Source organism: Pantoea sp. X-Soil-TKNS-1211 (assembly GCF_059730495.1).
Map to the genome: position 1 here is coordinate 61,959 of NZ_AP035954.1, position 23,993 is coordinate 85,951.

Annotated in this window: 20 protein-coding genes; 13 read left to right on the forward strand and 7 right to left on the reverse strand. The window is 54.3% G+C overall.

The genetic code is table 11. The annotated features are described in order from the left end of the window. Window positions 1–101: 101 nt before the first annotated feature. The 7 genes from AC6I8W_RS20805 to AC6I8W_RS20835 all read left to right on the forward strand — a co-directional run bounded on the left by AC6I8W_RS20805 (window position 102) and on the right by AC6I8W_RS20835 (window position 8,972). Window positions 102–1,115: a LacI family DNA-binding transcriptional regulator gene (locus AC6I8W_RS20805; protein WP_497838561.1), complete on the forward strand. Its 1,014-nt coding sequence runs from the start codon at window positions 102–104 to the stop codon at window positions 1,113–1,115. Between the two features lie 128 nt (window positions 1,116–1,243). Further along, complete coding sequence (locus AC6I8W_RS20810) at window positions 1,244–1,789, forward strand: winged helix-turn-helix transcriptional regulator (RefSeq protein ID WP_497838562.1); 546 nt, start codon at window positions 1,244–1,246, stop codon at window positions 1,787–1,789. Beyond that, window positions 1,786–2,811, forward strand: coding sequence for an HlyD family secretion protein (locus tag AC6I8W_RS20815; protein ID WP_497838563.1), 1,026 nt, complete (start codon window positions 1,786–1,788; stop codon window positions 2,809–2,811). The genes AC6I8W_RS20810 and AC6I8W_RS20815 overlap by 4 nt, the downstream gene beginning before the upstream one ends. After that, window positions 2,808–4,367 (forward strand): DHA2 family efflux MFS transporter permease subunit, encoded by a 1,560-nt coding sequence (locus tag AC6I8W_RS20820; protein ID WP_497838564.1) that lies wholly within the window; start codon window positions 2,808–2,810, stop codon window positions 4,365–4,367. Before AC6I8W_RS20815 ends, AC6I8W_RS20820 begins: the two co-directional genes overlap by 4 nt. Before the next feature lie 20 nt (window positions 4,368–4,387). Then, window positions 4,388–5,671, forward strand: a complete 1,284-nt coding sequence (gene fabF / locus AC6I8W_RS20825; RefSeq protein WP_497838565.1) for a beta-ketoacyl-ACP synthase II — start codon at window positions 4,388–4,390, stop codon at window positions 5,669–5,671. 136 nt (window positions 5,672–5,807) lie between these two features. Further along, window positions 5,808–7,643: a methyl-accepting chemotaxis protein gene (locus AC6I8W_RS20830; RefSeq protein ID WP_497838566.1), complete on the forward strand. Its 1,836-nt coding sequence runs from the start codon at window positions 5,808–5,810 to the stop codon at window positions 7,641–7,643. Window positions 7,644–7,895: 252 nt separating this feature from the next. Next, entirely contained in the window at window positions 7,896–8,972 is a 1,077-nt protein-coding gene (locus AC6I8W_RS20835) for a diguanylate cyclase (protein WP_497838567.1), read from the forward strand. Window positions 8,973–8,987: 15 nt separating this feature from the next. On the opposite strand, the gene AC6I8W_RS20840 is transcribed toward AC6I8W_RS20835, so the two are convergent. Then, window positions 8,988–10,007: a LacI family DNA-binding transcriptional regulator gene (locus AC6I8W_RS20840; RefSeq protein ID WP_497838568.1), complete on the reverse strand. Its 1,020-nt coding sequence runs from the start codon at window positions 10,005–10,007 to the stop codon at window positions 8,988–8,990. A gap of 436 nt (window positions 10,008–10,443) precedes the next feature. Between AC6I8W_RS20840 and AC6I8W_RS20845 the strand changes: the two genes are divergently transcribed. Genes AC6I8W_RS20845 through AC6I8W_RS20855 form a run of 3 tightly spaced genes read left to right on the forward strand, consistent with a single transcriptional unit; the run spans window position 10,444 to window position 14,283 of the window. Then, complete coding sequence (locus AC6I8W_RS20845) at window positions 10,444–11,163, forward strand: gluconate 2-dehydrogenase subunit 3 family protein (protein ID WP_497838569.1); 720 nt, start codon at window positions 10,444–10,446, stop codon at window positions 11,161–11,163. A gap of 35 nt (window positions 11,164–11,198) precedes the next feature. Next, window positions 11,199–12,971, forward strand: coding sequence for a GMC family oxidoreductase (locus AC6I8W_RS20850; protein ID WP_497838570.1), 1,773 nt, complete (start codon window positions 11,199–11,201; stop codon window positions 12,969–12,971). Window position 12,972: 1 nt separating this feature from the next. Continuing rightward, on the forward strand, window positions 12,973–14,283 hold the full coding sequence (locus AC6I8W_RS20855; RefSeq protein WP_497838571.1) for a c-type cytochrome: 1,311 nt from the start codon (window positions 12,973–12,975) through the stop codon (window positions 14,281–14,283). A gap of 414 nt (window positions 14,284–14,697) precedes the next feature. Here AC6I8W_RS20855 and AC6I8W_RS20860 read toward each other — a convergent pair whose 3' ends face one another. The 3 genes from AC6I8W_RS20860 to hpxD form a co-directional block, all read right to left on the reverse strand. Then, a complete protein-coding gene (locus AC6I8W_RS20860) occupies window positions 14,698–14,862 on the reverse strand; it encodes a con-10 family general stress protein (protein WP_013511857.1) in 165 nt (54 codons plus the stop codon). Between the two features lie 510 nt (window positions 14,863–15,372). Further along, complete coding sequence (locus tag AC6I8W_RS20865; RefSeq protein WP_497838572.1) at window positions 15,373–16,338, reverse strand: PDR/VanB family oxidoreductase; 966 nt, start codon at window positions 16,336–16,338, stop codon at window positions 15,373–15,375. Window positions 16,339–16,349: 11 nt separating this feature from the next. After that, window positions 16,350–17,381, reverse strand: coding sequence for a molybdenum cofactor-independent xanthine hydroxylase subunit HpxD (gene hpxD, locus AC6I8W_RS20870; RefSeq protein WP_497838573.1), 1,032 nt, complete (start codon window positions 17,379–17,381; stop codon window positions 16,350–16,352). A gap of 127 nt (window positions 17,382–17,508) precedes the next feature. Here hpxD and AC6I8W_RS20875 point away from each other — a divergent pair, with 127 nt between their 5' ends. Both AC6I8W_RS20875 and AC6I8W_RS20880 read left to right on the forward strand, forming a co-directional pair. Beyond that, a complete protein-coding gene (locus tag AC6I8W_RS20875; RefSeq protein ID WP_497838574.1) occupies window positions 17,509–18,426 on the forward strand; it encodes a LysR family transcriptional regulator in 918 nt (305 codons plus the stop codon). 53 nt (window positions 18,427–18,479) lie between these two features. Further along, window positions 18,480–19,844 carry an RHS repeat domain-containing protein gene (locus AC6I8W_RS20880; protein WP_497838575.1) on the forward strand — a complete coding sequence of 455 codons (1,365 nt, stop codon included), beginning with the start codon at window positions 18,480–18,482 and terminating at the stop codon, window positions 19,842–19,844. Window positions 19,845–20,050: 206 nt separating this feature from the next. On the opposite strand, the gene map is transcribed toward AC6I8W_RS20880, so the two are convergent. Together map and AC6I8W_RS20890 are read right to left on the reverse strand one after the other, a co-directional pair. After that, window positions 20,051–20,836: a type I methionyl aminopeptidase gene (map, locus tag AC6I8W_RS20885; protein WP_497838576.1), complete on the reverse strand. Its 786-nt coding sequence runs from the start codon at window positions 20,834–20,836 to the stop codon at window positions 20,051–20,053. After that, window positions 20,833–21,078 (reverse strand): ParD-like family protein, encoded by a 246-nt coding sequence (locus AC6I8W_RS20890; RefSeq protein ID WP_497838577.1) that lies wholly within the window; start codon window positions 21,076–21,078, stop codon window positions 20,833–20,835. Before AC6I8W_RS20890 ends, map begins: the two co-directional genes overlap by 4 nt. A gap of 191 nt (window positions 21,079–21,269) precedes the next feature. Here AC6I8W_RS20890 and bdcA point away from each other — a divergent pair, with 191 nt between their 5' ends. Then, entirely contained in the window at window positions 21,270–21,983 is a 714-nt protein-coding gene (gene bdcA / locus AC6I8W_RS20895) for an SDR family oxidoreductase (protein ID WP_497838578.1), read from the forward strand. 6 nt (window positions 21,984–21,989) lie between these two features. On the opposite strand, the gene AC6I8W_RS20900 is transcribed toward bdcA, so the two are convergent. Next, entirely contained in the window at window positions 21,990–23,780 is a 1,791-nt protein-coding gene (locus tag AC6I8W_RS20900) for a sensor domain-containing phosphodiesterase (RefSeq protein ID WP_497838779.1), read from the reverse strand. Window positions 23,781–23,993: the final 213 nt, after the last annotated feature.

The window sequence follows — 23,993 nt, forward strand, 5'->3', positions numbered from 1 at the left end:
CTTTATAGTGATGGTGCCGGGGCAGCGGTCAGGAGAAAAATTTCCTAATCTATGAGCAGGTTAGGTAAACTACGATTCGTCTTGATTTAACTGAGAAAACGATGACAACCATCCTCGAAGTCGCGAAAAAAGCGGGTGTATCAAAGGCAACGGTATCCCGCGTGTTATCGGGGAATGGCTACGTTGGAGAGGAAAAACGCGAACGGGTACTGCGCGCGATCGCCGAAACCGATTACCGACCAAACCTGCTAGCCCGTAATCTGGCGGTCAAGTCCACGCAAACTATCGGGTTGGTGATTACCAACACGCTGTACAGCGGCAGCTACTTTAGCGAACTGATGTCCCATTCGGCGCGCCTGATGGAGCAGCAGGGGCGGCAGCTGATTCTGGCTGACGGCAAACACAGTGCCGCCGAAGAGCGGGCGGCGATTCAGTTTCTGCTGGATTTGCGTTGCGATGGCATCATCATTTATCCACGTTTTCTCTCCATTGATGAGATGGATGAGATCATCTCTCAGCACAAGCAACCGATCCTGGTGATTAACCGCCGGCTGCGGCAGCACCAAAGTTTCTGTATCTATTCCGATCAAAAAGCCAACAGCGCGTTGGCGGTCAATCAGCTGATTGCGCTGGGACATCGTGATATCGCTTTTATCACCGGTTCACTGGATTCCCCCACTGGCCTGGAGCGTCTCTCCGGCTATAAAGCGGCGCTGGCTGAGCATCAGATAGCGGTGCAGGATGCGCTGATTGTCGAAGGAAAGTGGCATGCACAAAGTGGCATGGCAGCGGTGGAAACCTTGCTGGCCCGTGGTTGCCCATTCAGCGCCATTGTCGCCAGTAACGATGACATGGCGATTGGTGCCATGAAACAACTTGCCGCAGCCGGGCTGGCCGTGCCAGAACAGGTTTCGGTAGTGGGGTTTGATGATATCCCGCTGGCCCCGTTTACCATTCCTGCGCTATCGAGTATGAAGATTCCGGTCACTGAGATGGTCCAGCAGACCATTGCACAACTGGTGTCGATGCTGGACGGTGGCACTATGGAACAGGGCAACAATTTCACGGCGCGCCTGGTGATGCGGGAGTCTATCGGGCCAGGGCCGTATCGCTAAATTTTAAAACCTTCACCCGTAGCGGCGCGATTTATCGCGCGCGATGCTTTCTGCTAATCAGAGTTACTTGCATTTTGATAGTGACTATGAAAATCTGAGCGCGTTGAGTTCCTACCCGAGCCAGAAAGATGAAAAACGAACCGCTTTACCACGCTCCTTGTCCCATTGCCCGCAGCCTCGGGCGTATCGGTGATAGCTGGAGCATGATTATCCTGCGCGATGCGCTGGCGGGGTTTACCCGCTTTGATGAGTTTCAAAAGAATGCCGACATGGCCCCGAACATCCTGTCCCGTCGCCTGAAAGAGTTGGTGGAGGATGGTTTGCTGGAGAAAGTGTGTTACAGCAGCAACCCCCCACGCTACGAATATCATCTCACCGCTATGGGCCGTGATTTCCGCCCGGTGATTTTGGCGTTGGTCGAGTGGGGCAGCCGTCACTTCTCGCCGGAAGGTCGGCAGGTGCAATTGGTGGAAACCGCCACGCAACGCCCGGTGCAGGCGATTATGGTGGACAGCGAGACACGAGAGCCGCTGACCGCCGAGAAATATTCGATAGTACCCGGCCCGGCTGCGGCACCCGTCATTCGTTATCGCCATGAATATATTCAGAAAAAACGGGCCGGTGAGCCAGCACTGAAATTTGTACCGCCAGCGAAAGAGGCGGAAAGCAAATGAACAGGCGCAAAGTGATCCCATCGGTGGCGGTTGCCGCTGTGGTTCTGGCTGCTGGTTACGGTCTGTGGTGGTGGCAGTCCGGACGTTTTATTGAATCAACCGACGACGCGTATGTGGGTGGCGATATCAGCGCTATCTCCGCCAAAGTGGCAGGCTACGTGCAGGAAATTGCCGTACAGGACAATATGCAGGTGAAGAAAGGTGACCTGCTGGTGCGTCTTGATGCGCGGGATTATCAGGCGGCGCTGATGAAAGCCAGCGGCGAAGTGGATGCTCAGTTGGCCGCGTTGACCGATATCGCCGCCACGCGTGAATTACAACTCGCGACCATCGCTGGTTCGGTGGCGGCGGTGAATGCCGCACAGGCGCTGACCGAGAAAACCGCAGGTGATAACCGGCGCTATGGCGCGCTGGTGCAGACGGTCTCGGCACAGACCCGCGACTATGCGCAGGCGGACTACCGTCAGGCGGTGGCGCAGGAGAGCAAGGCCCGCGCCGATAAAAGCGTGGCGGAACGCCAGCTACGGGTTTTGGATGCGCGTGAGAAACAGACGCAGGCGGCGCTGATACAGGCTCAGGCCGGTCTGGAGATGGCGAAACTCAATCTCGGCTATACCGAAATTCGCGCGCCTTTTGATGGGGTCATCGGTAACCGACGCGCCTGGTCCGGGGCTTATGTCAGCAGCGGTACGCAACTGCTGTCACTGGTGCCTGCGCAGGGATTGTGGATTGATGCCAATTTTAAAGAGAACCAACTGGCGCATTTACAGGCCGGGCAACAGGCACAGATCGTCGCCGATGTGTTGCCAGGCCGCACCTTTAGCGGCCATGTGGTCAGTCTGTCACCCGCTACCGGTTCGCGCTTCAGCATCCTGCCAGCGGAAAACGCCACCGGTAACTTCACCAAAATCGTTCAGCGTGTCCCGGTGCGGATTGCGCTGGATGGCGATGCGGCAAAACTGGGTCTGCTACGTCCGGGCCTGTCCGTTACGGTCACGGTTGATGAGAAACCTGCGCCATGAGCAGCCAGAGCGCCTTACCTGCCGTACCGACATTAGCAATGCCGGTCAGCAAAAAGGTCATTGCCTTTGCCACCATGTGCCTCGGTATGTTTATCGCGCTGCTGGATATCCAGATTGTCTCCGCCTCACTGCGCGACATCGGCGGTGGGCTTTCGGCGGGGGACGATGAAACCGTCTGGGTGCAGACCAGCTATCTGATTGCCGAGATCATCATTATCCCCCTCTCCGGCTGGCTGGCACGGGTGATGTCAACGCGTTGGCTGTTTGCGGCGTCGGCAGCCGGTTTTACCTTGATGAGTGTGTTATGCGGCTGGGCGTGGAATATCCAGAGCATGATCGCCTTCCGCGCCTTGCAGGGTCTGGCGGGGGGATCGATGATCCCACTGGTGTTTACCACCGCCTTTGCTTTTTTTCAGGGCAAGCAGCGGGTGATCGCCGCCGCCACCATTGGCGGGCTGGCGTCGCTGGCTCCCACGCTTGGCCCCACCGTTGGCGGCTGGATCACCGAGAACTTCAACTGGCACTGGTTGTTTTTCATCAATATCGTGCCGGGGATTTATATCACGCTGGCGGTGCCTGTGCTGGTGAAAATTGATACGCCGGATACCTCGCTGCTGCGTGGGGCCGATTATCTCAGCATCCTGTTGCTGGCGGTGTCGCTGGGATGTCTCGAATACACGCTGGAAGAGGGACCACGCTGGGGGTGGTTTGACGACAGCACCCTGACACTCACCGGCTGGCTGGCGCTGGTGTGTGGCGTGATGTTTATTATCCGCACGCTGCGCCATGCGCAACCGGTGATGGATCTGCGCGCCCTGAAAGATCGTACCTTTACCCTTGGTTGCTACTTTTCGTTTATGGCGGGTGTCGGCATCTTTGCCACCATCTACCTGACGCCACTGTTTCTCGGTCAGGTACGTGGCTTTAGCGCGCTGGAAATTGGTCTGGCGATCTTCTCCACCGGCCTGTTTCAGGTGCTGTCGATTCCGCTCTACGCGTGGCTGGCGAATCGGGTGGATTTACGCTGGCTGTTGGCGGCTGGGCTGATTGCGTTTGGCGTGTCGATGTACAGCTTTGTACCCATTACCCATGACTGGGGCGCGGATCAACTGCTGTTGCCGCAGGCGTTTCGCGGGATGGCACAGCAATTTGCCGTGGCCCCTACGGTGACACTGACGTTGGGTAGCCTGCCACCGACGCGGCTTAAACTGGCATCCGGGCTGTTTAACCTGATGCGCAATCTCGGTGGGGCCATCGGTATCGCCTTGTGTGGCACTATACTTAATGATCGCACCAACCTGCATTACAGCCGTCTCGCCGACCATCTCAATAGCGCCAGCCTGACGCTGGGCGAATTTATGCATTCATCCACCGCAGCACTGACCCAACAGGGTTTCAGCCCCGATGCTGCACAGACTGCCGCGCTGAAGAACCTTGCGGCACTGACGCTCCGTGAAGCCAAAACCCAGGCTTTTGCGGATGCTTTCTGGCTGATCATGATCGGATTTTTTATTGCCGCATTGCTGGTGCCGTTTATGAAAGTGCCAAAAACTTAATCATCACATCTGGAGATCATATGGATATCTCATTAAAGCGCATCGTCGTCACCGGGATGGGGATTGTCAGCCCATTGGGGTGCGGCGTAGAACACGTCTGGCGCGCCCTGGTACAAGGTCAATCCGGGATTAGTCCGTTACCGGAAGACATCGTGCAGGATATTCCCTGTAAAATCGCTGGCCAGGTGCCCTCCGTAGAGCAGGACCCGCAGCATGGTTTTGATCCGCTGGCGGTTATCCCGGCCAAAGAGCGCAAGAAAATGGACCGCTTTATCGAGTTCGCGCTGGTCGCCGCTCATGAGGCGCTCACTCAGGCGAAATGGTTTCCCCAGTTGGAGGCCTTGCGTGAGCGTACCGCGACCATTATCGCGACCGGTATCGGCGGCTTTAACGAAATCGCGGCGGCAGTGGAAACCACCCACAGCCGAGGCCCGCGTCGTTTGTCGCCTTTTACCGTGCCATCGTTTCTCGCCAATCTGGCAGCCGGTCATGTCTCAATCGCGCACGGCTTTCGTGGGCCGATTGGCGCACCGGTGACGGCCTGCGCGGCCGGGGCGCAGGCGATTGGTGATGCGGTGCGTCTGATCCGCAGCGGTGAGGCGGATATTGCCCTGTGTGGTGGCAGCGAAGCGGCGATTCATCGCGTCAGTTTGGGTGGATTTGCCGCCGCAAAAGCGCTCTCCAGCGGGTTTAACGAGCAACCCACCAGCGCCTCACGGCCTTTTGATCAACAACGCGACGGCTTTGTGATGGGCGAGGGGGCCGGGCTGCTGGTGATTGAATCGCTGGAACATGCCCAGGCGCGTGGCGCGACACCGCTGGCGGAAGTGGTAGGTTATGGCACCAGCGCCGATGCTTACCATCTCACCGCCGGGCCGGAAGATGGCAGCGGCGCGCGTCGGGCGATGGCAACCGCCATCCGTCAGGCCGGGATTACACCCGCAGAGATCCAGCACATCAATGCGCACGCCACCTCGACTCAGGTTGGGGATAAAGGGGAGTTGGCGGCGATCCGCACGCTGTTTGCCGATAGCCCGGTCGCCATTACCTCAACCAAATCGGCGACCGGCCATTTATTAGGTGCGGCGGGCGGAGTGGAAGCGATCTTCAGTATCCTGGCGTTGCGTGACCAACTGGCCCCGCCGACGCTGAACCTGCATCAACCTGATGCGGCAGCAGAGGGGCTGGATCTGGTGGCGTTAACGGCGCGTTCGATGCCGATGGAATATGTGCTATCGAATGGGTTTGGCTTTGGCGGCGTCAATGCCAGTCTGATTTTCCGCCGTTGGCCCGGTAATCAATAACCCCGTGTGATAAATCGCGTCGCCCCGGCGCGATTTATCACGCGTTTTTGTGAACTGTACAATAAACAATTCCTCATCTGATCCGATAACCCTCTCAGTAACCCTTACAAAAATGATAAACGCAGGAGTGGGAAACATGGGATTGGTATCGCGATTGCGAAACGTGCGCATTACCCGAAAACTGTCGGCAGGATTCGGTATTGTGCTGTTACTGGTGGCGTTCGCTACCGGGCTAAGCGTACAGCGTTTCAACGAAATTCATAATATCTATCAGAAAACTAACCTGATTTATGACATCAACATTGAGGTGTTCCAGGCGAAAATTAACCGTCTGAAATATCTTTACGGCGATGATCAGTCGGGCGCGGTGATGGCGAAGTATGTCACCCATGCACAGCAACTGACCGGGGAAGCGAAAAAACTCAACTGGTCAGCAGATGCCGCGCCAATTATCGATGAAATCGGCAGCCATCTCACCGACTTTCAGCAACGCATTGGCGCGATGACGCAAGCGACCCAACAATTAAATAGCCTGCGCGCCCAGCTCGATAACATCAGCCAGCAGGACACCACCTCTCGCTATACCCAACTGATCCGCACTCCGGTGGCCACCCCGGAATTGACCAACCAGATTTACGACCAACTGTTTGCCATTAGTAATGTGCGCGAAGAAGCGTTGGCGCTGCGTTTTAACGTTAGCGACGCGTTGCGCAATGCGCTGGAAGCCCACTTCCGAAGCGCCGGGCAGGGGATGAACGCTTTGCTGGCGCAACTGCCGCCGGAACAGCAAGGTGGCTTTACCGCGCTGTGGCAGGATACCGAACGCTTTAAAGACCTTAGTTTGCAAGCGGCTCAGACGTATGCGCAACTGCGCAGCGCGGAAGATAGCGTGAAAGTGGCGGGTGATAAAAGCAGCGCGGCGATCAAGAAAGTCATTAGCATTGTTAAAACACGCAACGATGAACTGGCTAACGGTTCTGCCACTCTGTCGCTGTTGATTGGCGGGTTGGCGATCCTGTTTGGTGTGCTGGTGGCCTGGTACATCATCCGTCAGATTACCCAGCCGGTATTTCATAACCTGGAGCTGGCGGAACGCATTGCCAGTGGCGATCTCAGTTCGCAGTTTGCCACTGACCGTCGTGATGAGCTGGGCAAGTTGACCTCGGCGATGGGCCGAATGAATGAACGACTGCGCAGCATGATTGGTGACGTGTTGAGTAGCGTTAACAGTGTCTCGCAGGCGGCCAGCGCGATTAATCAGGGCAATCTCGATTTGTCTTCACGTACTGAGCAGCAGGCAGCGGCGGTGGTCGAAACTGCCGCCAGCATGGAGCAGCTGACCGCCACGGTGAAAAATAATGCCGAGAATGCGCGTCAGGCCAGCCAGATCGCCGCAGAAGCTACGCGCAACGCCAATCAGGGCGGCGTCGCAGTACGCGATGTGGTCAGTACTATGGGTGAGATTTCCGACAGCTCGAAGAAAATTGCCGATATCACCGCCGTGATCAACAGCATCGCCTTCCAGACCAATATCCTCGCCCTGAACGCCGCAGTGGAAGCCGCGCGTGCCGGTGAGCAGGGACGTGGTTTTGCGGTGGTGGCGAGTGAAGTGCGCAACCTGTCACAGCGCAGTTCACAGGCGGCTAAAGATATCGAACAGTTGATCAGTGAATCGGTCACCCGTATCAGCAACGGTCATCAGCAGGTGGCGCGTGCCGGTGAAACCATGGATCAAATCCTCGGCAGCATTGCGCGCGTGAATGAAATCATGGAAGAGATTTCAGCGGCGTCGGATGAACAGAGTCGCGGTATCGAGCAAATTGCCCGAGCCGTGGGTGAACTGGATACCACCACCCAGCAGAATGCCTCGCTGGTCAGCGCTTCGTCTGTCTCAGCCAACTCCCTGGAAGAACAGGCGCTGATGCTGGAGCGTCTGGTAGCGCAGTTCCGCCTGCAAGGTGCAGCGAGCTAACGAAATCACCTGGTGCACAATTCGTAGCAGCGCGATTTATCGCGCTGTTTTTTTTGGGGCAAACTCGCGCGATAAATCGCGCTGCTACGAATGCAAACAGGCCGGTTAGCAACAGGCACTGCGCTTATTTTCCGCATCCTGCAACAAAATCGTACTGTTGTGCGGCTGCAAGGGAAAAAATCTGAAAAAAACCGCGCTGTTTAGCACTTTTCCGATAGACTGCATTTCTTGTCGGTCTGATATTTCCCGTGAATGAATTACTACTCACCTGATGATAATCACCTGAAGCGTCGTTCGGTACGCTTCGTTCGCCGCATGTTTCTGATGCGCCAGCTCGGCACGATCCTGTGTTTCTTCCCTATTCTTTCCGTATTAATGGAAATGAACCGTAGCCTCGAACTGTGCGGGCTGCTGTTTACTAACGCCTTTATCTGGCCGTGGATCGCGTATCGTCTGGCGCTGCACGCGGAAGACTCAACCGCCTCGGAGCGGCGCAATCTGACATTGGATGCGGCTTTTGGCGGTGCCTGGGTGGCGCTGATGGGGCTAAGCCCGATGCCCTCGTTTATTATTATGGCGGTGCTGGCGTCGGATCGTTATGCGGCGGGGGGCAGTGCGCAACTGATTGCGGCACTTCAGGCGTTTTTCTGTACCTTTATGATGGTCTGGCTGGTGGATGGCACCGGCTTGCGGCTCACCTTTAGCACGCAAACCGTCTGGCTGACACTGCCGCTGGCGACGGTTTATATGCTGGTGCTGAGCGTCGCCTCCTACAATCTTACCTGGCAGTTGCGCAAACGGAACCGCGAGCTGGAGCGAATTGCGCTGATGGACCCCGGACTGGAGATCCCGAATCGGCGTCTGTTTGAACGGCGGCTGGAGAGTGAATTCCTCAGCACCCGTCGTGGCGACAGCAGCGCCTATTTGCTGTTGATTGACGTCGATAACTTCAAAGCGGTTAACGACACCTGGGGCCATGAAGCAGGGGACTTTCTGCTGGCGGAGATTTCCGCCTTGTTGCGCAACTATGTCGGATTACAGGATATCCCTGCCCGCTTTGGCGGCGATGAGTTAGGGGTGATTGTGCATCATGCCTGCGATGAATCCGTGGTGATGCTGGCGGAGCGCTTGAAAGAGAAGATTGCGCAACTGCGTTTGCCAGCATCGGCGGATTTCAGTTGTTCGGTCAGTATCGGCATCGCCTCTGCCGCCAGCGCGGAATCGTTGGGCTACTGGCTGCGCCATGCGGATGAGGCTTTGTATGAGGTGAAACGCGCCGGACGTAACGGGGTGCGGTTGTGGCAACCCGAGCTGGCTGGCGCGGCCTGATCTGGCGTCGCGACGCTACGACAGGTTCTCCGCCGTCACAATCCGTAGCTCCACATTGCCATCCTGATAGACGTCCGGCTGATACCCTTGCTCCAGATAGCGCATCAGCAGTTGTGTGGCCAGTTCCGCATGTTGGCGCGCATTCTGGTCGAGGGTAAAGGCCAGCACATCTTCCTGTAATAACCGGCGCGTGACGTCATAGAGTTCATGGGTGATGTAACAGCTGCGTCCCGCCAGCCCGTGCTGGTGCAGGAGTTCGCTAATGTCGTTATTGCTGTCACCGGAATTATATAACCCAACCACATTGTTCGATTGTTCTAATGTCTGGTGGAGCAGCGCACGTATTTTATGGCGCTCATCTTCCCCGGCCAGCACTTCTCGCAGGCGTAACCAGGGCGCACGTTGACTAATAGCATCGCGGAAACCGGAAATACGCTGAATATGCGCGCGGAAATCAAAACGCCCGCTGACCATAATCACCTCGCCTTCCATTGGCATACTGCGACTCATTAATAATCCTGCGGTGCGTCCGGCCTGATATTGATTGATGCCGACATGGCATAAGCGATATGAACCCGGTAAGTCACTGGCGAGTGAAATCACCGGAACCTCACGTTGCTGACAATATAATAAGGCATCATGAATCACCGGATAATCATGACCAAAGACGATAATACCGTCGCGCAATTCACTGCTTTTTTTTATCTTTTCTGCCAGCTTCTCTGGCTGTGATTCTGCGACCAGAGTGCGGAATAATTTAATTTTACGATAACCGAGCCGGTCGGCGATTTGCGCGAACTCTTCTGCCAGTTGCTGAAAAAACCAGGTTCTGTTGCTGCTTAGAAAAACTTCAATTTGCCACGGCTGTTGTGTTTCCTCAGGCAACAGACGTTGCAGACCCGCGGCACGCGCTGCGCGCAGTACCTTGCGCACCGTCTCTGGACGTACGCCACCCCGTTCATTCAACACCCTGTCGACGGTCGCAATCCCAACCCCGGCCAACTCGGCCACCTTAATCAGGGTGAGTTTTTTCATTTTTACCTCAAAGCACACAGTATCGAAATTGTGTCGTTTAATTCGGCACAAAGTTTGGGTTTTACATCACAGCAGGGCGTTTTTTTTCGCCGTATTATGCGCAGGCAATCTTCGCTGACAAGTGGCGAAATGTTGCGAAACAAATCCGCACTGTACAACTTATCGCCTCCCTAATTAAAAATCTTCGATGATGGGAAACCATCAACAAAATCCTTTCAAATTGCAGGGTGAGAAATTAACCTTTGCATCGTTGTTAAAATTTAATTAATTCCTTGATTTGAATGTAAAGACACTTACCTGAATTTATTAACAGCCTGACGGACACGTCTGTATCTAATTCATACCGTTTTTCTTTATGGCAAGTTTATCGCCAGGCTAAAACACGTCTGTTATTTAGCCCGGTTTGCAATGTGACAAATTCATTGGCAGGGAAAATATGAAACGCAGAGAATTTCTCACTTCCATCACCGCATTGGGAGTGGCGTCCTCGATCCCCACGCTGGCGCAGGCCGAGGTGGTTAACGGCGGTCAGCCGTGGGAACCCGGCAAAGTACAAACGCCGCCTGCACCACCGAGAAAAGGTGGACTGCAATATCTGACGCAACACGAATTCGACACCGTGGGTGCGATTGCCGAGCGCTTTATCCCGGCAGATGAGTTGAGCATCAGCGGCAAAGAAGCGGGTTGTGCCATTTTTATCGATCGCCAACTGGCCGGTGACTACGGCAATGCGGTGGCTATTTACCGTCTTGGACGCTTTGTGAAAGGCACGGCGGAACAAGGACCCCAATCACCGCTGACGCCAGCCCAACGTTACCGCCTCGGTATCGCTGCCCTCGACAACGCCATGCAAAAACAGTACGGCAAAGCCTTTGTTGAACTGAGCGGTGAACAGCAGGACGAGGTATTGCAGGCGATGGAAGCCAACCGGCTCGACCTGGGTGAACAGGTAGAAACCAGGGTGTTCTTCGAGTTGCTGCTGCAAAACGTGCGTGAAGGTTTCCTCTCCGATCCGATCTACGGTGGCAATAAAGATATGGCGAGCTGGAAGATGATTGGCTTCCCTGGCGCACGTTATGACTTCCGAGATCTGCTGGCGAAGAAAGGGCAAAAGCTCAATATCATCCCAACCAGCCTGATCGATAACACCCTTTAACGTCTTTACCTGTTAAGCAATAACGAGTTCTGAACATGACTAATGTCCGTCCAAAAGCTGATGTCGCCATCGTCGGCCTGGGTTGGTGTGGCTCTTTGATCGCCGAAGAACTGACCCGTGCTGGTTTGAATGTCGTTGCCATTGAACGTGGCCCGTGGTTTGAAACCGCCACTGATTTTCCGCCATCGATTGATACTGATGAACTGCGCTGGGATACCCGCCGTAGCATGCTGCTGCCGCCCGCCGTCGAAACCACCACTTTCCGTAATAACAGTACCCAAACGGCGTTGCCGAGCCGTGAATGGAACCTGAACGAACTGGGCTACAACGTCGGTGGTTCCGGTACGCACTGGGCTGGGATGGCGTGGCGTTTTACGCCGTTTGATTTTGAACCCTATACCCAAACGGTGCAGCGATACGGCAAGTCGCAAATCGCCAAAGGGGTGATCCTGCAAGACTGGGGCGTCACTTATGATGAACTGGAACCTTTCTATGACCGTTTCGAAAAGATAGCGGGCGTCTCCGGTAAAGCAGGAAAGCTGAACGGGAAAATTATCCCGGATGGCAACCCGTTCGAGGGTAACCGCAGTAGCGAATATCCGTTGCCCGCACTGGAAAGCATGCGCCTGACGGATATCTTTGCCGAAGGGGCGAAAAAAATCGGCCTGAATCCGTTTATGGTCCCTGCCGGACAGGCGTCACGTGCCTACGTAAACCCGCTGGGTGTGCGGATGGGGCCTTGTACCTATTGCGGTTATTGCCTGTATTACGGCTGCGGTAACTTCTCCAAATCCAGCCCCAATGCTTGTGTCATCCCGGCGTTGATGCAGCGTGAGAACTTCACGGTGCTGACGGATTCAGCGGTGGTACGGGTTAATAAGTCTGTCGATGGCAAAATTGCCACCGGCGTGACCTATATCGACAAGAACAAAAAAGAGTGGGTACAACCGGCGGATATCGTCATTTTGTCAGCGTTCCAGATGCAAAACGTACGCCTGTTGCTGTTGTCGAAAATCGGTGTGCCTTACAACCCGGTAACGAAAACGGGCGTAGTAGGGCGAGCCTACAGCTTCCAGACCGTCTCGGGTGCGGCGATTCACTTCAAAGATGAGAACCTGAACCAGTATATCGGAGCCGGTGCCCTCTCATCACAGGTCGACGACTGGAATGGCGATAACTTTGACCATACCGGTCTCGGCTTTATTGGGGGGGCGGGGATTCTGGTGGTTGCGCGCGGTGCACGCCCGATCGGCAATGCAGATGCACTGCCACCAGGCTCTCCACGTTGGGGTAAGGACTGGAAAAAGGCTTATACCCACGCTTTCCAGAACACCACTTTTATTTTCGGTCAGGGCACCAGCTACTCACACGAAGATTACTACCTCGATCTTGACCCGGAGTACAAAGACGACAACGGCAATCCGTTGCTGCGTGTCACTTTTGACTACAACGACAACGATCGTCGCTCAGCCAAATTTATCGAAGAGAAAAGCGTCGAGATTGGTAAAGCAATGGGTGCTGAATTGGTCATTGGGACCAACTCGGCCTCCGGCGCGTACTCGCCTTACAACTTCGCCAGCGACCACACCATTGGTGGTGCCGTGATGGGTACCGATCCGAAAACCTCGGTGTTGAACCGTTACCAGCAGTGCTGGGATGCTCACAACGTGTTCGTGTTGGGGGCATCCTCCTTCCCGAATAACGCGGGTTACAACCCAACTGGCACCATTGGTGCGCTCAGTCTGTGGACGGCGAAAGCCATTATCGAGCAGTACCTGAAAAACCCTGGCCCGCTGGTGAAGGTGTGACATGAAAAAAACAACAATTGCAGGTGGCGTGGTCATTGTGGCCGCCGCCGTCGCTGCGGCCTTGCTGTGGCAAAACGGGAACACGTCTGCCGATGATGTCGCCAGTGAAAATGTACTGACCAGCCAGCCGCCAGCGGCAGCCGATGCTGCCGCTGTAGCACGCGGTCGTTATGTGGCGATCGCCAGTGACTGTACTGCTTGCCACACCATGCCGGATAGCAAATTGCATATGGCTGGAGGTTACAGAATCAGTACGCCGTTTGGCGGAATCTATGCCAGCAACATCACGCCCGATGTGATGACCGGCATTGGCAACTGGACCGAACGGGATTTCTTCCGCGCGGTGCGTCATGGCAAAGGGAAAGAGGGTGAGAATCTCTATCCGGCTATGCCTTACAACGCCTACGTTAAGCTGACCGATCAGGATATGCACGATCTGTGGATGTATATGCGTTCGGTGCAACCGGTGCATTACGACGTGCCAGAAACTAACCTCGGCTTTCCCTACAATATTCGCCTGGCGATGATGGGCTGGAATCTGCTGTTCTTTAAAAATGCCGGATTCCAGGCCGATCCCAACCAGTCAGCAGCGTGGAACCGGGGCGCATATCTGGTCGAAGGCCCGGAGCACTGTGCTGCCTGTCATACGGCGAAGAACCTGATTGGCGGTGACAGCAGTGCGTATTTGCAGGGCAGCAATCTGGCGGAGTGGCACGCGCCGGATATTACGCCAAATCAATACACCGGCATCGGTAGCTGGAGTAATGACCAAATCGTGCAGTACCTGAAGCTGGGAAGCAACCACGTTGCCGTGGCCTCGGGCCCGATGGCGGAAGCGGTGACCAACTCGACGCAACACCTGACGGATGCGGATTTACAGGCCATTGCGGTGTATCTGAAGTCAGTACCGGCTTCGACGGCACAGCGTCCACAGCCGCTGGCGACGGATAATGCGCAGATGAAGATGGGTGGAAATGTTTATTCAGCCAACTGTACCGCTTGCCATAACAGCGATGGTAAGGGTATCCCTAACCTGGCGGCGAGTCTGGCCGGTAATCCTGGTCTGATGGCGGATGACAGTTCCTCGATCATCACCACCGTGTTGCAGGGTGGGCGCGGTGCAGTGACCCAAGGGAATCCGACCAGCGGGGCGATGCCTTCCTTTGCCTGGAAGTTATCAGATGAGCAGGTTGCCGCAGTGGCAACTTACCTGCGAAACAGCTGGGGCAATGCAGCACCGGCGGTGACGACGGACGAGGTGGCGAAAGCGCGCGCTGCGTTGAAGCTCCCGGCTCAAATGGCTGCGCATTAAGCAGTAAACCCGTGCGATAAATCGCGCCGCTACCCGCGAGTGTCTGACCGTAGCGGCGCAATTCATTGCGTATTGCTGACAATTATTGTATCGATCTTCCGTGCTCAGACCTGACAGAGCTGACATCCACACTCGCGGGAAGTGGTATCGGAGATGCAATAAATTATGATTTATTATTAAGTTAGAGTGTCCGGCGTTTATTCCTTTGCGCAGGAATAAGTAAATATTGCGCTGATTTAATTTGTACAAGAAATATAACCCTGTACAAATTAAATCGATGGTTTGTATAAGATGGTGGGGAAATAGCCTGGTGCCCGCGGATAATATAACCTTCCCTGACATGATAAATAGAAATTGTCAGGTTGAACGTTCCCGCGAAAGAGAGAATGAATATGGAATATCTGAGCGTTTTCGTTACTTGCGGCGGCTAATTTTTCCTCCTTTTCGACCGGCTTCGATGGCACGCTCCGGGTCATTGCGGAAATTCCCGCCACTCATCTGACCACCTTTGCGGCCCGCTTCAGCCGCTCGTTGTTTATCTTCTGCGAAGTTGCCCGAACCACCACGACGTTGCGTCATTTTTTATTCCTCTGAGATGTATTCCCGATTAACAGGGTGTGCTTCTTCTCACATCCAGAAGCAATAATAACTGTAGCGGTGATTTGAATTAAGGCAAACTAAGAATAATCCTAAGTTGTCAATTTTGCCGTTCTGTTCATGCAAGCAATAAATAATCAATGCGCTGTCGACAAATTATTTATATTCGTTAGGTTGCTATCTATTTTCATTGCGAGAAAGAATGGTTTGTTGCTATATCCCAGACCTGGTCCAGTTATTCCGTCAGTATTAGTCCCTCGATTTCGGCTGAGGGGATGGTGGGAAGATGATGCCGCAGCCCGCCACGGTAGTCGCCGCGCGGTTCATACGGTGATTGGCACCAATGGGGCGTCGCTTGCGAGCTGCACCGGCACAGCATGTCTCTCCAACGCGCCAGGGTGGGATATAGCAGCGTTGGTTGGAAATGGTTTCCCAATGCATTCTGCTACTGATGGCGCTGGCGGGGATGGGCTACAATCTGCGTGAACTTTTTTAAAGTTCGATCACCAGATTGGGAGACAAACTGCGAGAGCAACACAGGGCGATATATTGCTCGGGGGCGCATTTTTCTGCCTCGGATTGTACCGTATCGCGATGATCTACCTCCCCGGCGGTGACACGCGTCAGGCAGGCACCACACATGCCCATCTCGCAGGAAAGCGGCACATCGACGCCATTCTCCAGCAGCACCGTGGCAATGGTCTGCCCCGGTGCGACCGGCCATTGCTGCCCGCTGGAGGCGAGGGTGACCGTAAAGCCTCCCTCGTCCGGTTGTGCCACGGCGGCCTGAGGTTTAAACGCTTCGGTGTGAATATTCTCCTCACGCCAGCCATGAGTGGTCGCTGTGGCGTGGATGTGGCTCATAAAACCCTCCGGGCCACACAGATAAAGGTGAGTATCTTCAGCCGGGTCGAGCAACTCTACCGGAGCATGGCTACGCGGGCTGCGGCCTTCGCTGCTGTGCCAGATCTCGCAGAAACCATGCTGAAAGGGTTTAGATAGCTCGGGCAGAAATGCTTCATCGCCCCGCTGTTTCACGTAGTAATGCAATACGAAAGGCACGCTCGCCGCCTCCAGTGCTTCCGCCATGGCATACAACGGCGTGATACCGATACCGGCCGCCATCAGGATCACTTTCCCGGCGGGGAGCAGCGGAAACAGATTGCGCGGTGGCGAGATGCTGATCACCTGACCGGGGCGCAACATATCATGGACATAGCGCGACCCGCCGCGTGACTGCTGATCTCGCGCAATACAAATCTGATAATGGTGCGTGTTGCCATTTTGTCCGGTGAGGGAGTATTGCCGCACCAGCCCATCACGCAGATGGACATCAATATGCGCACCGGCTTGCCAGCCCGGTAACGGCTGACCATTTTCCGCCACCAGATTGATCGCGAGGTTGTGTCTTCCCTGGCGATACATCCCGTCTACCACCACTTGCAAGGTTGTGCTCATCGTCGCCTCCGCTACACCAGGAAAAATTCACCGAAGCCCATACGTTTCAGGCCGCGACGATAGGCAATGGAACTGCGATCGGCCGGGATATGGGCCTCCAGCGTCAGGTCGAGCGGCAGGCGTTCCGGCATCTGGGTTTCCACCATCAGCCGATCTTCCTCAAACACTCGCTGATTAAAGGCATGGACATCTTCCACCGGGATGTGCAGATCAAAGTTGCGGGCGATCGGGGCGAACATGCGGGTTTTACGTGCTGATACCGGTGAGGCGGCGTTCATGATCACCAGCCGGGATTCGCCAGGAAAATGAATGGTCAGCGTGGCGGTGAAGGGCAGGTGCATTTCAAAATGACGCAGCCATGCAAATCCTTCCGGTGCCTGCTGCCCGCTGTCGGCGGCGAAATTGCTGACCGAACTCCAGTAATCCACCGCGAAACCGTAAGGGGTTTCAACCGGATTGTAGGTCGGTACCACCTGATTCGTGGCATCAGCAAAGGTCTCGGTATGGACCCAGGCGAAATGGGCGACGTCGAGAAATCCTTCCACCTGACGACCGGCGAAACCGTTCACATCAAAACCGGGACAGTTGATTTGCTGGAATCCGGCATCCTCCCAGTGTGGCATCACTGGTAAGGGAGCTGGGTTGTCAGCGTCCGGTGCCATGCACACCCAAACCAGACCATAACGTTCCTCCACCTGATAGTTGATCAGATTCAGTTTGGCGGGGATCGGCTGACCGGGACTGGAAGGGATACGGTTACATTTGCCGCCTGCACCAAACCGCAGGCCGTGATAAGGGCAAACCACGCCCTCGTCGTCATGAAAACCGAGGGTTAGGGGGACGCCACGGTGTGGGCACACATCGCGCGCTACCACCGCCTGACCTTTGATGCGATACACCACCAGTTGCTCATCCAGCAGCACCGCTTTAGTGGGTGCGCCGTCAACGTCGCAGGAGCGTGCCACGGGATGCCACTGGCGTGCCAGTTTCAGCCAGTCATCAGGTTCAAAAGTACAGTGGGCGGGTGGGGTGAGGGTATTCATAGCGATGTCCTGTCAGTGGCTCACAATAAAGTCTTCATTTTTGTCCGGTCATTGTGAATAATCAGGCCTGTACAAATCCATCAGCATTAATTCATTTCTGTGTTGCAAAAATCAGTACAGGTGAGCCATGAGTCCATTTTCCCGATTTGCCGTTTATTTTGCTGAAGTGGCGCGTAGCGGTAGTTTGCGTAAGGCGGCGGAGAAGCTGCATGTCTCGGCATCCGCTATTAACCGGCAAATTTTGCAGGCCGAGGAGAGTTTCGGTACGGCATTGTTTGAACGTCTGCCCGACGGGTTGCGTATGACGACGGCCGGTGAACTGTTGTATGACGATGTGATGCGCTGGCAGCGCGAGTTCCGCGTTACTCGCCAGCGTTTTGATGATATTCAGGGCCTGAAACGCGGCAATGTCAGCGCCGGGCTGGTTCAGTCGCTAACCAAAGGTGCTGTGGCCGATGCGTTAGCGGATATTGCCCGGCAGCATCAATGGTTGCGGCTGGAGCTAACTGTCGACAACAGCCATGCCATCAGCCAGCTGATCCGTCAGTCAGACATTGATTTTGGCTTGATTCTCGACCCAGCCGGGCAGAGTGGCCTGGATGTGCTGGCCTTTGCCGAGCTGGAGATGGGGGTGGTGCTGCCGCCGCAACACGCGCTGAGTGGCCGTAACGCGTTATCGCTGAGCGAGTTGAGTGGCGAGCGACATATCATCCCTGGCGAATCGCTGGTGGTACATGAACGTGTCGCGGCGCTGTATCGCAAACAGGGAATGGCACCAGATAACATTATCGCCTGCAATGATATCCGGCTGATCCGCAGTCTGGTAACTCAGGGGACCGGCATTTGCGTGCTCAGTCTGTTGGATGTGATGAGCGAGGTAGAAGAGCAGCAACTGTGTTTTGTGCCACTGAAAAATAGCGTATTACGCCCGCTGACGCTGGCGCTGTGTACCGCGCCCTCCCGGCAGTTGTCGCGGGCGGCGCAGCAGGTGATTCAGCGCATCACCGAGGTGATTGAGGAGATGACGCCGCAGCGGCATCTTTAAACGGACAAAAGGGCATTTAACGTGGTGTGATTACTTCAGTGAGGAATTGTGCGATGAAAGAGACCGCAGCGCTAAACAGTAGTCATGAGCTTTACCGCTATGTCCGTGCAGGTGAGCGCGTAATAAAATCATCCTGCCAGCCGACAAAAACAGATATGCGTCAACAACAGGTGCGTTATCTTGCGGGGTTGGAGTTACGCACAACCCGAACTTCTTCTCGGGTGAACGTATCCCTGCGGGTTATTACGGCAAAGGGTGTGCGAATTCTGCACTGGCAACAAGGAAAATCTGCAGACGCCGGTATATATCAATCACGCTTTTCTCTTGCCGATCGTAGCGAAAGCATCCAATTTGAACTGGATAGTGGCGGGGACGTTATCAGCCGGGAAGTCTATTTTCCCTTTGGCGGCACCGCTATTTGGGTAACGACCAGCCAGATAACGTCCCATTATAAAACCATGCGCTATTGTTCTAAAGAACGCGATATTAGTGGATTGCTCTACTACGGCTACCGTTATTATGCGCCGTGGATGATGTGCTGGATAAACACGGATCCGGCTGGAGTGGTGGATGGACTTAATTTGTTCAGAATGGTGAGGAATAACCCTGCTACATTCGTCGATAATGAAGGGAGAATTCCAGTGAATAAGGACGATATGCAGAGGATGGTTCTGGCGACGCATAGATGGTTTGAGCGGGCAATGCTGTTAGGCAGACAGGATGGGAACCTGGAACGGAATCATACAATTTTGGGTGCAGTTTTGCCCATAGCAGGTTTCCTGATAGGAAGCTTATCTAAATATATCCAGCAGCAGCATGAAAATGACAGAGAGTTTCGAGCTTTCGGAGAATTAGCACACAATATTCTTCCTGATGTTGACCCAATAACAGACGAAAAATACAGACTTAGAAACATTACCGTGATAGGCACAGCAGATAAAAATCGTCCGGCTATTACTTACACCATGAAGGGACAAGACAGGAAGCTGGTTTTTGAGGCGCATGGTAATGTTGCAAGGGGGGGGGAACCTATCATCAATGGTAAACCATTATCGGTTGAAGAGTTCCATAGCTGTATGAATTGTCATCACTCGAAATTCGATTCAAGTTACGATCTGTTAATGCTCCATATTTGTAACACTCCAGAGGGAGCGAAAAAATATGGGCAAGCCCTATGTGATAAAATGAATAAAGACATCGTTATGTATTCAGGAATATATTCTTTCAGGGAAAAAGATTCCACAGGGCTACTGAAAGAAGCAAATAATAAACTGAATGCGGGGGAGTTTCCATTTATGGTAACTGAGTATGTGAGAAATGAAGAAGAAAATGGGCGACAAGTTTTTAGAAGAAAAGAAATTGACAAAAGTAAATTTCTTTTCTTCGGTTCGAAAATGACAGGGCGTAAGCAACTTTAGTCTTTCACTCAACAACAATTACACTCATTAAAATCAGGGTTAAAAATAACGCCCTGATTTTAAATATCAAATCTCTTTAGCTTGCTGCGGGAACTTTTCACGCAGCTTTTGCAGCTTGGCCGGGATATTCATCATACAGAAGGCGTTTTCCTACCCCCTCTTTCCTGAGATAAATGATAAATCGCGCCGCTACGGCATGTATCTAATCAAATGGCTTCGTATTCGCCGGTACCATCCGGCCACGGCGTCAGCAGATCAAACCCGCTTTCCGTCACCGCCACGGTGTGTTCCCACTGAGCCGACAGCGAACGATCCTTAGTGACCACCGTCCAGCCATCGGACAACACGCTGGTGCCCGCTTTACCGGCATTGATCATCGGTTCGATGGTAAAAATCATCCCGGCTTCCAGTGCCAGACCGGTGCCCGGCGTACCGTAATGCAGAATTTGCGGTTCGCCATGATAGATTTCGCCCACGCCGTGCCCACAATATTCTCGCACCACCGAGAAACCGGCTTTTTCCGCGACCTGCTGGATCGCGGCACCAATATCCCCGAGAGTGGCACCCGGTTTCACCACGCGAATGCCTGCCACCATCGACTGATAAGTGATCTCCACCAGACGTTTGGCACGTACCGACGGCGCGCCGACAAAATACATGCGGCTGGTGTCGCCGTACCAGCCATCTTTGATAATCGCCACGTCGATATTGACAATATCGCCTTCCTTCAGCTTTTTCTCGCCGGGAATGCCGTGGCACACCACATGGTTGATCGAGGTACAGACGGTGCGGGTGTAGCCGTGATAACCAATATTGGCAGGAATGACTTTCAGCTCGTTGACGATGAAATCATGACAGATGCGATCCAGTTCGTCGGTCGTGACACCCGGTTTGACGTAAGGTGTGATCATCGCCAGCACTTTGGCGGCGTCATGGCCTGCTGCCCGTGCCAGTTCGATTTCCTGCGCGGAGTGCAGTTTGATGTTGTTCATTGCGCGATTCCCTGCGTAGTGGGTAAAGAAGCATTCAGCAGCTTCGCCAGATCGGCGCCGCCATCGATTTCCACGCGCATCAACAGGCGCGTCAGCTCCTGGTGACTGAGCTGGGGATAGAGTTCGGCCAGCATGCCGATTTTCATCCAGTGTTCCGCCTGTGCATTGATGGAACGGCTGAGTGCGGTGCTCGCTACGCGCAGGTTCTCATGCATCAGGTCGGAGATTTTCACGATTCCCATAATAAGGCCTATATGAAACGTATATGGTTTATATATAGGTTACGCCGGGTGTGTTGATTTTGAAAGGTAAAATTTTAGCGGGTCCGCAAATGATGCGGCCAGTCAATTTGTCGATAACGTGTCACGAACGTCGACTAAACTGACTGCATCGTAGCCAATGGCGGCTACCTCAAGTTATGAAGGAGTGCCTGATGTCTTATTTTAACGGTAAGTCAGTGCTGGTGCTGGGCGGGAGTCGCGGAATTGGTGCCGCGATTGTGCGGCGTTTTGCTGAGGAAGGCGCTAAGGTCTTGTTCACCTATGCCGGTTCGCCAGAGGCCGCGAGACTGCTGGCGGAAGAGACGGGCAGTCAGGCTTTCCAGACCGACAGCGCCGACCGCGATGCGGTGATTGCCAGGGTACGCGACAGTGGTCCACTGGATATCTTAGTGGTCAATGCCGGGGTTATCGCCTTTGGTGATGCGTTAGAACAGGATCCCGACGAGGTTGAACGCCTGTTCCGTATCAATATCAATGCACCTTACTTTGCCTCTGTTGAGGCGGCACGCCAGATGCCGGAAGGGGGACGCATCATCATCATGGGTTCGGTCAACGGCGACCGCATGCCGATACCCGGTATGGCATCCTACGCCCTGAGCAAATCAGCCCTGCAGGGCATGGCGCGTGGGCTGGCACGTGACTTCGGTCCGCGCGGCATCACCATCAATGTGGTTCAGCCAGGCCCGATTGATACCGATGCCAACCCGGCAGAGGGACCATTAAAAGACTTAATGCACGGTTTTATGGCGATCAAGCGTCATGGGCGAGCGGAAGAAGTGGCCGGGATGGTCGCATGGCTGGCTGGCCCGGAAGCTGGTTTCGTTACCGGCGCCATGCATACCATTGATGGCGCCTTCGGTGCCTGATCAGGGCTAACGCTGATAAGTGACGTTGCGCATTTTCCAGGCCAGCCAGTTATCCAGCTCCTCCTCCCGTAGTGGGTGAGAGTAGAAATAGCCCTGTGCCTGGTCACAGCCAAACTCTTTCAATGCCTCAAGGGTTTCCAGATTCTCCACCCCTTCAGCCAGCACCATATAATCCAGTTCCTTTAGCATGGCGATGATGCTTTTGGTGATAATGCGTGAAGCGGTGTCAGTGGACAGGCCATTAATGATAGAGCGATCCAGCTTGATGACATCCAGCGGCATGCGACGAAGATAGCTGATGTTGCTGTAACCGGTACCGAAGTCATCAAGCGAAATGCCGAACCCGCGTAATTTAAGCATCTCCAGCCCATCAATGGCGGCGGGGCTTTCAATGATCCGTTCGGTTTCCAGGCACTCAATGCCCAATAGCGATGTCGGCAAGCGGGCGTCAATCATCAGTTTCTCGAGCCAGTCGGCAAAACCTTTTTTGCTGAAATCTCTGACACTGACATTCACGGTGATGGGCAACTGAATTGCGCTATTTTTCAGGCGCTTCAGACGATCTATGGCGTGGGTTACCACCCATACCGTCAGTTCTTCCATTAACGTCGTTGGCTCTGCCAGGGGAATGAACTCTGCTGGCGGCAATTCCCCTCTGACCGGATGTGCCCAGCGGATCAGAGCTTCGAGACCGAGTGGCTCTCCGCTTTGCAAACAAATTTTAGGTTGGTAAACCAGATAGAGTTCCCGGTCATGTTTCAGGGCTGATGCCAAATCATTTACCAGGGTGAAATCTTCGGTCCGACGTTCATCCGACGTCAGGCTGAAGCTCATGGAGGGCACGTTGCGACAGATCGCTTCATGTACTGCACTGACCGCGCGCCGCAGAATTTCATGCGCTGAAAGTCGACCAGGGATAAAGTCAGTTTCCCCGGTGTGTGTGGTCAGGTCGACGGACAGTCCCTCTCCCATATCCGCACTGATCCCCTCCAGCCTTGCAGCCACCCAGGCGGCACTTAATCGACTGTCTTGCTTGGTCAGTACCGCAAAGCGGCCGGTTGCGATGGTATAGAGCAGCGCTTCGTTGCCGGGGCGCAGCCGTAATGGTAGCAAGGTGGCGACATCTTTCAGCAAGCCCTCAACCGGTGCCATCCCGAGAGAGCGAGTCAGCTCATAGGCTCTGGGCATATCAATACAGTCGACCAGCACTAACCTGCGGGGCGCGGTATCCCCAGAGGAAGAGAGGGATTGAAGATCACGAATTAGTCGCTGACGGTTAGGCAGGCCAGTCACCGGGTCGGTATAACCCACGGCATGCCAGGCTTCGAGGAATGACATCACCAGATCAGCGAGTAACTTAAGTGTAAGCAACTGGTCCGAGCTGAACGAGTGCGATTCACGGTCAACCACGCATAAGCTGCCAAGGACCAGACCTTCCCGGTTCTTTAATGGCACTCCGGCGTAAAACCGGACAAAGGGTTCCCCGGTGACAAAGGGATTGTTGGCAAAGCGGGAATCCAGCGAGGTATCAGGCACCACCATGGCACCATCACCCTCCACCACGTGTTGGCACATTGAATCAACCCGAGCGGTCTTTCCCACCACAAAGTTATGTGCGGCTTTTATGTATTGATGATCGTCATCCATTACCGAAATAAAACTGCTGGGAATACCCAGTGTTTTACTGACCAGACTGGTAAATTTTCTCAGTACATCATCCCGGCTTTCATCTGGATCTCGCAGCACTTGCAACACGAGTTGCTGGGATCCAGCATCGCTACTGTTGTTTATGTACATCATCCCTCCGCCCTGACCCTGATTCAGATGCGAAAATTAAAATGAAGACGAATCATTGAAATCTGGTGAGTTGGTTATTCTGGCCATCGGCAGCCAAACTTTTTAAGTTGATTATCATAGGCTTGTCGCCAGATTTTGTCATTCTTATTTGTCTTAACGTATTCTTTACCTCTGTAACCTGGCGCTTATCCGGCTGGGAAAAGAAAAACCCGC

Coding starts and splice junctions, on each gene's coding strand:
- AC6I8W_RS20815 (WP_497838563.1), top strand. CDS start 1,786: ATGAACAGGCGCAAAGTGATCCCATCGGTGGCGGTTGCCGCTGTGGTT.
- AC6I8W_RS20850 (WP_497838570.1), top strand. CDS start 11,199: ATGACTAATGTCCGTCCAAAAGCTGATGTCGCCATCGTCGGCCTGGGT.
- AC6I8W_RS20810 (WP_497838562.1), top strand. CDS start 1,244: ATGAAAAACGAACCGCTTTACCACGCTCCTTGTCCCATTGCCCGCAGC.
- AC6I8W_RS20890 (WP_497838577.1), bottom strand. CDS start 21,078: ATGGGAATCGTGAAAATCTCCGACCTGATGCATGAGAACCTGCGCGTA.
- hpxD (WP_497838573.1), bottom strand. CDS start 17,381: ATGAATACCCTCACCCCACCCGCCCACTGTACTTTTGAACCTGATGAC.
- fabF (WP_497838565.1), top strand. CDS start 4,388: ATGGATATCTCATTAAAGCGCATCGTCGTCACCGGGATGGGGATTGTC.
- bdcA (WP_497838578.1), top strand. CDS start 21,270: ATGTCTTATTTTAACGGTAAGTCAGTGCTGGTGCTGGGCGGGAGTCGC.
- AC6I8W_RS20855 (WP_497838571.1), top strand. CDS start 12,973: ATGAAAAAAACAACAATTGCAGGTGGCGTGGTCATTGTGGCCGCCGCC.
- AC6I8W_RS20830 (WP_497838566.1), top strand. CDS start 5,808: ATGGGATTGGTATCGCGATTGCGAAACGTGCGCATTACCCGAAAACTG.
- map (WP_497838576.1), bottom strand. CDS start 20,836: ATGAACAACATCAAACTGCACTCCGCGCAGGAAATCGAACTGGCACGG.
- AC6I8W_RS20805 (WP_497838561.1), top strand. CDS start 102: ATGACAACCATCCTCGAAGTCGCGAAAAAAGCGGGTGTATCAAAGGCA.
- AC6I8W_RS20820 (WP_497838564.1), top strand. CDS start 2,808: ATGAGCAGCCAGAGCGCCTTACCTGCCGTACCGACATTAGCAATGCCG.
- AC6I8W_RS20865 (WP_497838572.1), bottom strand. CDS start 16,338: ATGAGCACAACCTTGCAAGTGGTGGTAGACGGGATGTATCGCCAGGGA.
- AC6I8W_RS20845 (WP_497838569.1), top strand. CDS start 10,444: ATGAAACGCAGAGAATTTCTCACTTCCATCACCGCATTGGGAGTGGCG.
- AC6I8W_RS20875 (WP_497838574.1), top strand. CDS start 17,509: ATGAGTCCATTTTCCCGATTTGCCGTTTATTTTGCTGAAGTGGCGCGT.
- AC6I8W_RS20840 (WP_497838568.1), bottom strand. CDS start 10,007: ATGAAAAAACTCACCCTGATTAAGGTGGCCGAGTTGGCCGGGGTTGGG.
- AC6I8W_RS20835 (WP_497838567.1), top strand. CDS start 7,896: ATGAATTACTACTCACCTGATGATAATCACCTGAAGCGTCGTTCGGTA.
- AC6I8W_RS20880 (WP_497838575.1), top strand. CDS start 18,480: ATGAAAGAGACCGCAGCGCTAAACAGTAGTCATGAGCTTTACCGCTAT.
- AC6I8W_RS20900 (WP_497838779.1), bottom strand. CDS start 23,780: ATGTACATAAACAACAGTAGCGATGCTGGATCCCAGCAACTCGTGTTG.
- AC6I8W_RS20860 (WP_013511857.1), bottom strand. CDS start 14,862: ATGACGCAACGTCGTGGTGGTTCGGGCAACTTCGCAGAAGATAAACAA.